The following is a 12786-nucleotide window of genomic DNA, read 5'->3' as shown; positions in this document are numbered from 1 at the left end:
ACTGAGCCCTGAGGTAACACCCGCGAAATTGTTGATTAAGCCGCCTGTCGTTTAATGACTATCGCCTGTACGTTGACAATCATGGATCGAATCGAACTCATGAAAACGTTCTTGAAAGTCGCCGATACCGGCTCTTTCACATCGGCAGCAGACAAGCTGAGCATGACGCCGCAGCTTGCCAGTAAGTATGTCCGTGCTCTGGAAGAAGAACTGGAGGCGCAGTTGTTTCACCGGTCGACGCGGCGTGTGACCTTGTCGGACACAGGCGCTGCGTTTTACGAGCGTTGTTCCCGTTTGGTCGATGACTACGAAGAGCTGAAGAGTGATGTACGCCAGGATACGCGCACTCTACGCGGAGAGCTGAGAGTTACAGCCCCTCATTGCCTTGGCGAGAGGTATCTTGTGGACGCTTTGGCTGATTTTTCCGACCAATTCCCTGAGATCCACGCGAGCCTTGAGCTGACAGATCGCTATGTTGATCTTCTGGAAGAAGGCATGGACGTAGCGATCCGGGTTGGAACCTTAGCAGATTCAACATTGTTGGCCCGACAAATCGGAATGGCTTCTGATGTCTTGTGCGCCAGTCCAGAGTATCTCTCTGGCGCGCCTTCCCTGAAACAGCCGGAAGACCTGAAGAACCATACCTGTATTGTCGATACAAATTTTAAACAACGCAACAAATGGCCCTTTGAGATTAATGGCCAATCCAAGGTGATTGAAGTCACCAGCCGGATGAAGATCAATAACGCCAGCGGCGCACGGGCTCTGGCCCTCAAAGGGCGCGGCATCGTCTTGACCCCCAGTTATATGGTCGCGGATGACCTTGCAGAAGGTCGATTGGTGCAGCTGCTGGGGGATTTCACAGGCTCAACCTTGGCCATTCATGCAATTTACCCCTCGACACGTCATTTAACCGCACGAGTGCGTCGGTTTGTCGATTTTGTTGCACAACGCGTTAAACACCTTCGGTGACCTTCCGCCACCTTCAGTATGTACCGGTTGACTGGAGCGCGGCGATCTCCCCCGTGGGCCAGAACCCATTTGGAAATCAGTGATTTTTCAAGGGTGCCATGCGGCTTTGTTACCACGTTGACATAGACGGGGAATTGGCTGATACAGCCCGAACAAGAGCGGGCCGTTAGCTCAGCTGGATTAGAGCAGGGAACTTCTAATTCTCAGGTCGGGGGTTCGAGTCCTCCACGGCTCGCCATGGCTTATTTTTTTCCTTAACATGGTAGAGGACCACCTTGTCGGGAAAGACCAATCCAGAACCGCAGCCTATCGATATGCATGAGGGAGCCCCGGAGGGCAGGTCACACGCTTCAAAATACTTGCATCTACGTTAGCAAGAGACCGTAACATCGGCTTCTAACGCGCTTGCAACGATCCTTTCGGCATTTCGAAGGTCGTTCTGTTCAGCACGGTCTATGGCCTGATCATGGGTTAGACCATGGGACAGCCAGCGGTCGATTAGACGGTCTCGCAAGACGGGGAGAGGCACGTCGAGTTGGATAGAAAAGTCCCAATAAGCCTGCAAGTCGCGCCAACCAAATGCGTCAAAAAGCAGGTAGTTCCCTTCGACAATAACGGTATCACAGGTTTGCGAAACGACCCCAGCCCCGGCGACAGCGATGTCGCTGTTGCGATCAAACTTGGGAAAATAAACGGTGTCCGTTTCAGCAAGCGCACTTACGACACGTAGGAGGCCGCCAACGTCGAACGTTTCGGGCGCCCCTTTGCGCGGCAGTAGACCTTGCGCGTACAGAAGCGAATTGTCGAGGTGAAAGCCGTCCATGGGAACAACCACTGTTTTGGTCCCCGCGGCGGTCAACTGTTCGGCCACCATCCCAGCCAGAGTAGATTTGCCGGATGCAGGCGGCCCCACAAGGGCGACCAACCTGCGCCGACCGGCCCGAGAGGCTGTGAGCACCTGGGGCAATATGGCTTTGACTGTTTCGGTGGGGTCGCTCAAGCTAAATCCTTCGCGGGGGGCTCCTTGGCACCTGTCATAAAGGCCACAGCATCAGACATCGTGTAGTCTTTGGGGTCGATCGTGCACAGACGTTTTCCCAGCCGATGAATGTGGATGCGGTCTGCCACTTCGAAGACATGTGGCATGTTGTGGCTGATCAGGATGATCGGAATGCCTTTTGCGCGCACGTCCTTTATCAGTTCAAGAACCTTTCGGCTTTCCTTGACCCCAAGGGCCGCGGTGGGTTCATCCATGATGATGAACTTTGTTGCAAAGGCCGCGGCGCGTGCGACAGCCACACCTTGCCGCTGTCCCCCTGAGAGAGTTTCGACCGGTTGCTTGATCGACTGGACTGTCATCAACCCTAACTCTGTCAGCTTCTCGCGCGCAAATTTCTCCATCGCGGGCTTATCAAGCATACGCAGAACATTGCCCAGAAACCCTTTCTTACGCAGTTCACGGCCGGTGAACATATTGTCTGCAATCGACAGGGCAGGCGATAGGGCAAGGTTTTGGTAGACGATCTCAATGCCCATTTCCCGCGCTTCGATCGGAGAGGAGAATTTAACGGGCTTGCCTTCAATCAGGATTTCGCCGGCATCGGGTATGGTCGCCCCGCAGATTGCTTTTACGATCGAAGATTTACCTGCTCCATTGTCGCCGATGACAGCAAGAATCTCGCCGGGGCGCAGCTCAAAGTCCGATGAATCGATTGCGGTCACATGTCCATATCGTTTGACGATACCGCGGGCTTGTACAACTGGAGTGTTCATTATGCAGATACCCTTCTGATCCATTGGTCGATCGCGACCGCGATGATGATAAGCCAACCGATTGCAAAGACTTGCCAAAGCACGTCCACGCCGGACAGCCGCAGACCTGAGCGGAAGACGCCAACGATTAAGGCGCCAAACAATGCTCCCATGATCGAGCCACGCCCGCCAAAGAGGGAGATGCCACCGATTACCACAGCTGTAATACTGTCGAGGTTCCCTTCGTAGAAGCTTTGCGGAGAGATGGAGCCAACGCGGCCAATGGAGGCCCATCCGCCCAATGCGCAGATGAAGCCAGCGAGACCATAGACGGATAGAAGTGTGCGATCTGTGCGAATACCAGACAATTCTGCCGCTTCTTTGTCATCGCCGATGGCATAAACATGTCGTCCCCAAGCGGTTTTATTAAGCATGTACCACAGAGCGAGGAAAACAAGGATCATCAGGATCGCGCTCAGTGTGATCCGTGCCCCGCCGATGTTAAAGCTTTCGCCAAAAAATTTGAGGAAAGGTGCATTCGTATCAATGTCTTGGCCACGAATGGATTGGGCGCCAGACAGCCAAAGGAGCAGAGCGTAGAAAATCGACCAAGTGCCAAGGGTGGTGATAAACGGCGGCAATTTGATGCGTGTAATGAACCAGCCGTTCATAAGGCCAGCCCCCACACCACCTGCCATGCCCACAAACAGCGCAAGCACTGTGGGAACTCCCATAAACACGGCCAGATTGCCCATGACCACTGACATCAAAACCATGATCGCGGCAACGCTGAGATCAATACCGGCTGTAATGATAATCAGCGATTGCGCCGCAGCAAGAATGCCGATGATCGAGACCTGCTGCAGGATTAGGCTCAAGTTAAAGGCGGAAAAAAACTTGCCGCCCGCGATCAGGCCAAAGACAACGAGGCTGAGCATTAACACGATCACGGGCACAAGTGTTGGGTTGTTGTGCAGCACGTGCTGTATACGCTCAAACGGTGAAGTGGCTTTCACATTGAAGGAGGCGATGCTCTTGTCGCTCTCATCCAGCTTTTTCTCAAAGTCTTGGCCAACCGAGGCCGAAGATCCATTTTCTGACATAGTGTTCTCCCTGACCGAAAGCCTAGCGCCTACGATCCGCTCGGGTCAAAGCTTCCGGATAATAGCAAACCGGGGCCCTTACGCGCCCCGGTTTGTGAAACTAGCTGATGACTAGCCCCAGCATTTTTTGAGGCCATCCTCGGAGGAAAGCGAAGGAACGCCATCAACAGGTGTATCAGTGATCAGCTCGACACCTGTGTTGAAGAAATCAAGACCTTCGGAATTTTGTGGCTTTTCGCCTGTCTCAACAAAGGTTTTGATCGCTTCGATGCCTTTGGACGCCATCAACAGCGGGAACTGCATGGATGTCGCGCCGATAACGCCTGCACCGATGTCTTTCACGCCAGGGCAACCGCCATCAACTGAGACGATTAAAACGCCTTCTTCTTTTCCAAAGGACTTCAGCGCTTCATAGGCGCCTGCTGCCGCAGGCTCGTTGATCGTGTAGACAAGGTTGATGTCTGGATCGACCTGCAGAAGGTTCTCCATCGCGGTGCGGCCACCATCGGATGAACCGTTTGTCACATCATTGCCGACAATGCGTGGATCGTCTTCATCACCAATATCTGTTGGGTCTTTGATATCGATGCCAAAGCCCTGCAGAAAGCCGTTATTGCGCTGATAATCAACTGAGACCTCTGAGGCGTTCAAGTCCAAGAGCGCGATCTTTGCGTCTGCAGCTGCTTCGCCCATTGTCGCCTTTGCCCATTCACCGATGAGCACGCCAGCTTTGAAGTTATCGGTTGCAAAGGTCGCGTCCGCTGCATCAGTTGGCTCAAAAGGCGTGTCGAGCGCGATGACCAGTGCGCCAGCGTCACGTGCCTGAGAGATCACTGGAACAAGTGCGCGACTGTCTGTTGGCGTAATCAAAATACCTTTCGCACCAGATGCGATGCAGGTTTCAACGGCAGCAACCTGTGTTTCGACATCGCCGTCATATTTGCCCGCGAACGTAGACAAGTTGATGCCAGCTTCGGCAGCGGCAGCCGTCGCCCCTTCTTTCATTTTAACAAAGAAGGGGTTGGTGTCTGTCTTGGTGATCAGGCATGCGTTTGTATCCGCAAACGCAGCGCCAGCGGTCACAGTCAGAGCAACCGCGGATGTTGATAGAAGTGTTTTCATGATGTCCTCCCTAAAACTCTTTTACAGACGATCTCCTCATCGACTGGGCCCGCTTTGGCGGCGAGCTCACCCATAAAAAAACCGATTCCAAACGGTCTGTCAATTAGTTTGTAAACTTTACTTACTAACTGGATTTATCCTATCTTCCTATTTACGGAGGAGACAACTATGGTTCGTTCCATGGATGGGAATGCGGTCAAAGAGCCGGGGATCGGCGTGAACCAACGGGGGATTCGTGACTATAACGAGCGCCTGACTCTCTCTATTTTGCAAAAGCACAAAGCCGTTTCCGCCGCCGATTTGGCGCGACGAACTGGTCTGTCAAAGCCAACGGTCTCAACAATTATGCGCAAATTGGAAGCCGACGGATTAATTATGCGTGGCGCTCCTTTGCGCGGCAAAGTCGGCAAACCTTCGATCCCGCTCGAGCTCAATCCAAACGGCGCGTTTTCCATTGGCATGAAAGTTGGTCGCAGAAGCGCTGATTTGCTGCTCCTCGATTTGACTGGACAGGTTAGGGAGCAACTCTACACCACCTACGAGTATCCGATGCCCGAAGAGGTCTTTGAGTTTCTGCGCAGGGGTATCAAAACACTTTCGGAGCTTCTGCCATCCGATCAGCGGTCGCGAATATGCGGCATCGGTATTGGCACGCCTTTTGAATTGTGGAGGTGGCATGATTTGTCGGGTCCTTCCGCCGAACGGTTCAGACAATGGAAAGACATTGACTACCCAGAGCAAGTTGCAGAGTTTTCGGATCTTCCTGTCTATGTCGTCAACGACTCGACCGCGGCCTGCCATGCAGAGCATCTGTTTGGGCCGGCCCGAGGCTTTCGGGACTTTGCCTATTTCTATATCGGGTCTTTTGTCGGGGGCGGCGTGACGCTGAACGGCACGGTTTATGAGGGAAACCAAGGTAATGCCGGAGCGCTTGGTTCTATGCGGACAACGGGCGCATTAGGCGAAAGCCAGCAACTGATCGATACCGCCTCGTTGCACATGCTTGAGGCACGCCTTGTAGAGGCCGGAATTGATCCGCAGGTGCTTTGGCAAAACCCGAATGACTGGAGCAGCGTGCACCGCTATGTCGAACCTTGGATCGGTGCCACGGCACAGGAACTCGCCAAGGCGTCTTTGTCGATTTGTTCAGTCATCGATTTCGAAGCGATCCTCATCGATGGTGCTTTCCCGGACGATGTTCGAAACGAGCTGGTTGAGCGGGTCCGTCGTTACTTGGTGAATCAGGATACGCGGGGCCTTATTACACCGGTCATAGAGGCTGGCAGCATAGGCAAGAATGCCCGTGGTATAGGTGCTGCGATCAGTCCAATGTTTTCGCAGTATCTGCTAAACACAAATGCGGGTCTTTCCTCGATTTAGGGAACTTAGCCCCCTGATGTTACGCTGCATCCGCAGCGTAACAAAGAGCTCTGAGATGCCACCGGCGCGGGTAGGCCATGCAGCTACTTCCTGCTCACCGATTTCCTGTCGCCACCCGCGTATTTGCACATTTCGCGTTTAGCCTTAGAAATCCGCCCATTTCGCCTCGGCCCCGCCGCTCTGCGCCATGCCGAGAGCTTGTGGCATGGCCGCAGCGTCGTCGACCTCCCAATCTCCTGCGTTAGAGCTTGATGCGGGGGCTGACGCGCGAGAGGTCAATGCAGACGCGCCATTGTTGGCATCAGAGACCTTAAAGTGCGCAACAATGTCTGCCAATTTGCTGGCGTCTGCGTTCAACATGTGGCCGGCCGCGGTTGATTCCTCGACCATGGCTGCGTTTTGCTGAGTGACCTGATCCAATTGAATAACGCCGGTGTTGATCTCGTTCAGGCCAATTGATTGTTCGGCCGCGCCTTCGGCAATGCCGGACACAAGCTGCGAGATTTGTGAGATTTGCTGCACGACATTCTGCAACGCACCACCCGCTTTGCCGACCAGATCCACACCGCGTTCCACCTGTTGCGAGCTTTCGCCGATCAAAGTCTTGATCTCAGTGGCTGAATCTGCGGAACGTTGCGCCAGGGCTCGCACTTCGCTTGCAACAACCGCAAAGCCACGGCCTGCCTCGCCAGCGCGTGCGGCTTCGACGCCTGCGTTCAGGGCAAGCAAGTTGGTTTGGAACGCAATGTCATCGATGACCGAGATGATCTGGCTGATGTGGTTGGAAGACTGTTCAATCTCGGTCATCGCGGTCACCGCGCTTTGAACAACTTCACGGTTGTTTTCGGCCTCGTCTCGGGCACTGGTCATTGTCTGTTCCACGTCGCGCGCGCGGTTTGCGGCGGATTTCACAGAAGCAGTCAGCTGATCCAGTGCAGCGGCGGTTTGTTCCAGCGTGGCTGCCTGGCTTTCGGTCCGGTGGGACAGATCGTCAGAAGACTGGCTGATTTCAGTTGCACCGTTGCGGATACTTTGTGTGCTGGCAACAACCTGAGACATCGTTTCATTGAGGGTATCGACGGTCTTGTTAAAGTCCCGGCGCAGCTGCTCATAGTGCTCAGGAAAGGATTGGTTCAGCTTAGAGGTAAGGTCCCCACTGGCCAGCTGGTTCAAGCCGCTGGCTAGGGATTGAACCACGGTTTTATGGTTTTCCTCTTCCACCACGCGCTCTTCTTCAAGGCGTTCTTTTTCCACAAGGCCGTGACGCAGTTTATCCAACGAAACTGCGACAACCCCGATCTCATCAGTGCTCTGTGGAAGGTCAATGTCTTCCTTAACACGGCCATCCGACAGGGCGTTGACAGCGTTCAGCAATTTTGAAAGCGGTTTTTGAACCAACGAACGGGTTGCGAAGAATGTTGTGCCAAGAACCAACGCCAGCAACAGGCCGATGGAGATAACCCCTTGTTTGACGCTTTCACGAACTGGGTCGGTAAAAACGTGACGCGGGACATCCAGCACCACTACCCATGTCTTGTTCATGCCGCTGGCTGTAAACGGTTGGAACAGCCGGGTTACGCCATTTTCCAGGCCAGACACCACCTGTGTCTCGCCGGTTTCCAAGGCAGCGTTATATGCATCGACCCCAGGGCCGTCATACGCCTGCGTGATCTTTTCATTGTCGTGATGTGCAAGCCATTTGCCGCTTTGACCCAACAGCATGACCTGCCCGCCGTCAAAGACCGAAAGGCTAGTCACAAAGTTAGTCAAGTCGTCCAGGACAAGATCAGTTCCGGCAAGCGCCACTACCTCTCCACCAACAATTACTGGCACTGACACGGATGTCAGCAATCGTTTCTCTGATGAAAGATAAGGTTCGGTGATCAACCCCTTGCGTGTGTCGACCGGTACTCTGTACCATTCCAAACTTGTGTTGGGGTCAAAATCAAAGGTTTCAAACGTCAATTCGCCTGTGTCGTTTCGTGTCCAATAAGGCGTGAACGTGCCAGTGCTATTACGTCCTTCAGTGCCTTGAATTTGCGTGTCGGCAGGCCCCCCTGGAATGGCGGCAGCCCAGGTGAAAAAGCCCGCGCCAAACTGTTCGGCGACCCCCTTCAACAACTCGCTAACGTCTTGGGTTGTAACGTCGCCCTCTTTTAGGAGGCCTCCGACAGATCCACTGAGCGAAATCGCGGTCGTTGTTGCTTGGGTGAGTTCAATCGTTAAATCTTGCGCCACCTCAAATGCCGCATTCGTTGCTTTTTCCAGAGCCTGGTTGTGGGCTTCTTTCGACACCCTTTGAACCGTGAATGCTGTGAAACAGACCCCCAACACCGCGACGGCGAGGGTAATGGTGACCAGGAGTTTGCCCGAAATCGAGCGAATTTGAAATGGCATGTCCAAGCGTTCCCAAAAGTTGCCCACTACTTAATTTGATGCACACAAACCTGTGAATGAGATGTTACTTTTCAGCGCCGTTTGCCTGAGGAATTGACAAAGGCATGGCACCTGCGACTCGATTTTCGACGCGTATGATCTTTTGCGACAAATCCGCGCTCTCAAATGGCGGAAGATTTCCAAGACATGAGCAAGGTTCCGTCGCGGCACGTGATTGCTTCTGCTTCCTGCAAGGAGTGATTCGAGAAAACTCCTTAGAGTCCCTGCTGGAAGAATCTGCTGAAGGGTGGACGTCCCCTTTTACGTACGGACCTATGTTAAGTCTCTGCGATAGGCATGCTCAGGGCTGGATAGCGGATCATGACGGCGATACGGACCTGCAGCGTGTCAGCGGCGCCTTTCGATGTTCCGGATGTCTTTTTCATCTTCGCTCCATAATGTCGTCGATGACCCAGAAATCTTTCGTCGCCCAAATATCTAAATGTGCTCCGCGCCGACCAACAAGGTCTTCTCTGCGCTTCGCTCGTGCAGAAGAGATCAGCCACGTTCGCCGCTCGTTTTCGAGCTGAGTTCAAACACGCAGCCGCGGCAAAACAATTGGCTGAGATCCCAGAGCGCGGCTCTGAAGAAAAAGCACGTTGTTGCGGAAATCCTCGGAAATTCGTGAGATTTCACATCTTAGGATGACATCTGTCGGAAATTCTACTGTAGTTGCTCTAAAACGTGGTTCACCGCCATACTGAAAACATGGGCTTGAGGAGACAGAACCTCGTCTGGTCGGCGCATGAGACCGACTGGCCCCTTTGTAATTGAGGTGTCAAATGGCAAGGCCACCAGGTGCCCCTCAGCAATCTCATGGGCCACGACACCTGAGGAAATGATCCAGATGGCATCGGTGCTGCGTGTGTAGTTTCTGCCAAAAGCACCAGAAACGGATTCAAGTCGATTGGCGATTTCACCGACACCATGTGCAATCAAGTAACGATCGACCAATGGACGGATGGCGGACCCTTCCGGGGGGTATATCACCTGCCATTCGCCAATCCTTTTCAGATCAGGGTTTTCCAGGATCGGGTGATTGGCCCGCACTACAAACTCGACCTTTTCCTCGTAAAGCTGGGTGAAAGAGATCCCTTGCATGGTTTCCGGTCGCCCCAAGCGACCGATGACCAAGTCGAGATCACCAAGGCGCATGCGCTCTAACAAATAGCCATGCGGGCCATCCAGAATCCTGAGATTGGTGTTTGGGGCAAGCTCATTAAACTTTGAAGCTACAGCTGGCATCAAACGGGCCGCAACAGATGGCAAAGCCCCAACGGTTAACCGTGTCTTGCCTTGAGTTCCAATTTGCTCCACCCCGGTCAAACCTTGCTGCAGCGCAGCCAGTGACATGGCGGCGAAGTGCAAAAACACTTCGCCATGCTCGGTCAAAGCCACCCCCGCCCGACTGCGAACCAAAAGCGTTGTGCCCAGAATGTCTTCCAGCTCTTTCAGCGTCTTGGAGATCGCCGGCTGTGTCAGAAAAAGCTTCTCGGCGGCCACTTTCAGGCTCTTCTCTCGGCAGATTTCAACAAAACTCTGGATGTGCCGGAACTTGATACGACGATCAATCATTTGATTATCATTTTTGGAAACCATATTCGCTCAAAACTCATTTTACTTCCCTTATTTGGATAAGCAATACTCTCTTAAGGGATTTAGGAGGGCATCCATGCGGACCCAAGTCGCCATTATCGGAGGGGGGCCTTCAGGGCTTTTGCTCAGCCAGCTTTTGCACCGCAAGGGCATCGATACCGTCGTTCTGGAACGAAAGACCAAGGACTATGTCCTGGGGCGCATCCGGGCCGGTATTCTTGAGACGGGGTTCGTCGATCTAATGCGTAAGGCGGGCGTGTCGGACCGGATGGACAAAGAGTGTTTTGTGCATGACGGGACCGTTATTTCATTCGGAGACACCGAGTTTGGCATCAACTTCAAAGAGCTGACGGGCCGCAATGTCGTGGTTTACGGGCAAACCGAAGTGACGCGCGACCTGTACGAGGCCCGCGAAGCGATGGATGGCAAGATCGTCTTCAACACAGAAAATGTCCATATCCATGATGTAGATCGCGACGCGCCATATGTTTCCTACACGGTGGATGGGATTGAGCACCGGATCGAATGTGACTATGTCGCGGGATGCGACGGGTTTCATGGGGTGAGCCGTCAGACCATTCCGCTGACGGTCCGTAAGGAATATGAAAAACTCTACCCGTTCGGCTGGCTGGGCATCCTGTCGGAAACACCGCCGGTCCACGATGAGCTGATCTATGCGGGGTCCGAGCGCGGTTTTGCTTTGTGTTCGATGCGCAATTCAAACCTCAGCCGGTATTATATTCAATGTTCCCTGTCAGACGCCCCCGAGGATTGGACCGATGCGGCTTTCTGGGAAGAACTCAAACGGCGTATTCCCGGGAAGTATGCTGAACAGCTGGTCACCGGACCATCGATTGAGAAATCCATTGCACCACTGCGGTCCTTTGTGACCGAACCCATGCGCTGGGGGCGCTTGTTCCTGTGCGGTGATGCGGCGCATATCGTGCCGCCAACCGGTGCCAAGGGCCTGAACACCGCAGCCAGCGATATTCACTATCTCTACAACGCCCTGCAACAGGTCTACGAGGAAGGCGACAGCGAAGGCATTGATCGGTATTCCGAAAGAGCTTTGGCACGTATCTGGAAGGCCGAGCGGTTCAGTTGGTCGACCACGAACCTCCTTCACAGCTTCCCGGAGCAAAGTGCCTTTGATCTGAAGATGCAAAAGGCCGATGTTCACTTCTTGCGGGACAACCGCGAAGCGCAGTCGGTTTTTGCACAGAACTATGTCGGGCTGCCTTACTGATGCAAACGGCGCATGTTCACGGTCTGACATTTCATATCAGAGAAGACGGCGATCCCACCGGGCGTCCGGTGGTATTTGCCAACTCACTGGGAACCGATATGCGGTTGTGGGACAAAGTTGTATCCTTGTTGCCTGCGGGCCTGCGTGTGATCCGATTTGACAAACGGGGCCATGGGCTATCGGATTGCCCGCCCGCCCCTTATGCGATGGAAGAACTGATCTCGGACGCCGAGGCGCTGCTGGATCATCTGCAGATCCGCGACTGTGTTTTTGTCGGCCTGTCGATTGGCGGTATGATCGCACAGGGTCTGGCCGCCCGTCGCCCTGATCTGGTGCGCGCTTTGGTGTTGTCGAACACGGCTGCAAAGATGGGGGATGCGCAGATGTGGCGCGACCGCATAGCTGCCATCCAAATCCAGGGGATTGAGGCCTTGGCTGATCCGATTTTGGATCGCTGGTTCGGGAGCGAATTCCGGAACGGCGAAGAACAGATCATTTGGCGCCACATGCTCACACGTACTCCGGTCGAGGGATATGTTGGATGTTGCCAGGCCATCGCCGACACTGACCTGTCAATCACGACGACCACCCTGCGCTTGCCAGTTCTGGGCATCGCCGGGTCCGATGATGGCGCGAGCCCGCCGGAACTGGTGCAGCAGACCATTGACCTGATCCCCGGTGCGACATGTCACATCATCAAATCAGCAGGGCATCTGCCTTGTGTAGAAGGTCCAAAGGCCTATGCCGCTCTGTTGAAAGGGTTTCTAGAGGAGATCGCCCATGTCTGATAAACCCATGTCTGACAAATACGAAGAGGGCATGAAAACCCGACGTCGGGTCCTGGGCGAATCCTATGTCGACAAGGCCGAAGCAAACAAGACTGGCTTTGACGAGCCGTTTCAAACCTTGATCACCGAAGGCGCTTGGGGCACCGTTTGGGCCAGTGATGGCATCAGTCTGCGTGAACGTTCAATGCTGACGCTTGCGCTGTTGGCCGCATTGGGGAACTTCGACGAAATCCCCATGCACATCCGGGCCACAGCCCGAACCGGTGCCAGCAAGCAAGATGTTTTGGAGGCCTTTCAGCATGTGGCCGTCTATGCCGGGGTTCCGCGCGCTAACCATGCGCTGAAACTGGCCTTGGCAACCTATGCTGAAATGGAACTGGACTGACAGGGA

At 54.0% G+C, this 12786-nt stretch carries 11 protein-coding genes and 1 tRNA gene; 6 read left to right on the top strand and 6 right to left on the bottom strand.

Annotation, left to right across the window (positions count from 1 at the left end; genetic code table 11):
* Window positions 1-99: 99 nt before the first annotated feature.
* Both GFB49_RS15430 and GFB49_RS15425 read left to right on the top strand, forming a co-directional pair.
* Window positions 100-972: a LysR family transcriptional regulator gene (locus tag GFB49_RS15430; RefSeq protein ID WP_194269367.1), complete on the top strand. Its 873-nt coding sequence runs from the start codon at window positions 100-102 to the stop codon at window positions 970-972.
* 160 nt (window positions 973-1132) lie between these two features.
* Window positions 1133-1210, top strand: a tRNA-Arg gene (locus GFB49_RS15425).
* Window positions 1211-1342: 132 nt separating this feature from the next.
* Here the strand turns inward: GFB49_RS15425 and GFB49_RS15420 are convergent.
* The 4 genes from GFB49_RS15420 to GFB49_RS15405 all read right to left on the bottom strand — a co-directional run bounded on the left by GFB49_RS15420 (window position 1343) and on the right by GFB49_RS15405 (window position 4949).
* On the bottom strand, window positions 1343-1972 hold the full coding sequence (locus GFB49_RS15420; RefSeq protein WP_246149749.1) for a nucleoside/nucleotide kinase family protein: 630 nt from the start codon (window positions 1970-1972) through the stop codon (window positions 1343-1345).
* The gene (locus GFB49_RS15415; protein WP_153216815.1) at window positions 1969-2769 is read right to left on the bottom strand and encodes an ATP-binding cassette domain-containing protein; all 801 of its coding nucleotides are present in this window, start codon (window positions 2767-2769) and stop codon (window positions 1969-1971) included. Before GFB49_RS15415 ends, GFB49_RS15420 begins: the two co-directional genes overlap by 4 nt.
* A complete protein-coding gene (locus tag GFB49_RS15410) occupies window positions 2745-3827 on the bottom strand; it encodes an ABC transporter permease (RefSeq protein ID WP_153216814.1) in 1083 nt (360 codons plus the stop codon). The genes GFB49_RS15415 and GFB49_RS15410 overlap by 25 nt, the downstream gene beginning before the upstream one ends.
* Window positions 3828-3938: 111 nt before the next feature.
* On the bottom strand, window positions 3939-4949 hold the full coding sequence (locus tag GFB49_RS15405; RefSeq protein ID WP_153216813.1) for a sugar ABC transporter substrate-binding protein: 1011 nt from the start codon (window positions 4947-4949) through the stop codon (window positions 3939-3941).
* 168 nt (window positions 4950-5117) lie between these two features.
* Here GFB49_RS15405 and GFB49_RS15400 point away from each other — a divergent pair, with 168 nt between their 5' ends.
* Window positions 5118-6329 carry an ROK family transcriptional regulator gene (locus tag GFB49_RS15400; protein ID WP_246149748.1) on the top strand — a complete coding sequence of 404 codons (1212 nt, stop codon included), beginning with the start codon at window positions 5118-5120 and terminating at the stop codon, window positions 6327-6329.
* Window positions 6330-6473: 144 nt separating this feature from the next.
* On the opposite strand, the gene GFB49_RS15395 is transcribed toward GFB49_RS15400, so the two are convergent.
* Window positions 6474-8726 carry a methyl-accepting chemotaxis protein gene (locus GFB49_RS15395; protein WP_153216812.1) on the bottom strand — a complete coding sequence of 751 codons (2253 nt, stop codon included), beginning with the start codon at window positions 8724-8726 and terminating at the stop codon, window positions 6474-6476.
* A 702-nt stretch (window positions 8727-9428) separates the two neighbouring features.
* Window positions 9429-10364, bottom strand: coding sequence for a pca operon transcription factor PcaQ (gene pcaQ / locus GFB49_RS15390; RefSeq protein ID WP_153216811.1), 936 nt, complete (start codon window positions 10362-10364; stop codon window positions 9429-9431).
* A gap of 73 nt (window positions 10365-10437) precedes the next feature.
* On the opposite strand from pcaQ, the gene pobA reads away from it, so the two are divergent.
* The 3 genes from pobA to pcaC are packed head-to-tail and all read left to right on the top strand — an operon-like array spanning window position 10438 to window position 12780.
* A complete protein-coding gene (gene pobA, locus GFB49_RS15385; protein WP_153216810.1) occupies window positions 10438-11607 on the top strand; it encodes a 4-hydroxybenzoate 3-monooxygenase in 1170 nt (389 codons plus the stop codon).
* A complete protein-coding gene (pcaD, locus tag GFB49_RS15380; protein ID WP_153216809.1) occupies window positions 11607-12395 on the top strand; it encodes a 3-oxoadipate enol-lactonase in 789 nt (262 codons plus the stop codon). The genes pobA and pcaD overlap by 1 nt, the downstream gene beginning before the upstream one ends.
* Window positions 12388-12780, top strand: a complete 393-nt coding sequence (gene pcaC, locus GFB49_RS15375; RefSeq protein ID WP_214644971.1) for a 4-carboxymuconolactone decarboxylase — start codon at window positions 12388-12390, stop codon at window positions 12778-12780. Before pcaD ends, pcaC begins: the two co-directional genes overlap by 8 nt.
* Window positions 12781-12786 lie beyond the last annotated feature (6 nt).

Origin of the sequence: Tritonibacter litoralis (genome assembly GCF_009496005.1) — a bacterium.
Classification (GTDB): Bacteria; Pseudomonadota; Alphaproteobacteria; order Rhodobacterales; family Rhodobacteraceae; genus Epibacterium; species Epibacterium litoralis.
This window is presented reverse-complemented; position numbering and strand designations above follow the sequence as displayed.

Excerpts from the sequence above, each read along its gene's own strand:
- GFB49_RS15405 (WP_153216813.1), bottom strand. The coding sequence starts at position 4,949 with ATGAAAACACTTCTATCAACATCCGCGGTTGCTCTGACTGTGACCGCT.
- GFB49_RS15410 (WP_153216814.1), bottom strand. The coding sequence starts at position 3,827 with ATGTCAGAAAATGGATCTTCGGCCTCGGTTGGCCAAGACTTTGAGAAA.
- pobA (WP_153216810.1), top strand. The coding sequence starts at position 10,438 with ATGCGGACCCAAGTCGCCATTATCGGAGGGGGGCCTTCAGGGCTTTTG.
- GFB49_RS15395 (WP_153216812.1), bottom strand. The coding sequence starts at position 8,726 with ATGCCATTTCAAATTCGCTCGATTTCGGGCAAACTCCTGGTCACCATT.
- pcaC (WP_214644971.1), top strand. The coding sequence starts at position 12,388 with ATGTCTGATAAACCCATGTCTGACAAATACGAAGAGGGCATGAAAACC.
- pcaD (WP_153216809.1), top strand. The coding sequence starts at position 11,607 with ATGCAAACGGCGCATGTTCACGGTCTGACATTTCATATCAGAGAAGAC.
- GFB49_RS15430 (WP_194269367.1), top strand. The coding sequence starts at position 100 with ATGAAAACGTTCTTGAAAGTCGCCGATACCGGCTCTTTCACATCGGCA.
- GFB49_RS15415 (WP_153216815.1), bottom strand. The coding sequence starts at position 2,769 with ATGGATCAGAAGGGTATCTGCATAATGAACACTCCAGTTGTACAAGCC.
- GFB49_RS15400 (WP_246149748.1), top strand. The coding sequence starts at position 5,118 with ATGGTTCGTTCCATGGATGGGAATGCGGTCAAAGAGCCGGGGATCGGC.
- pcaQ (WP_153216811.1), bottom strand. The coding sequence starts at position 10,364 with ATGGTTTCCAAAAATGATAATCAAATGATTGATCGTCGTATCAAGTTC.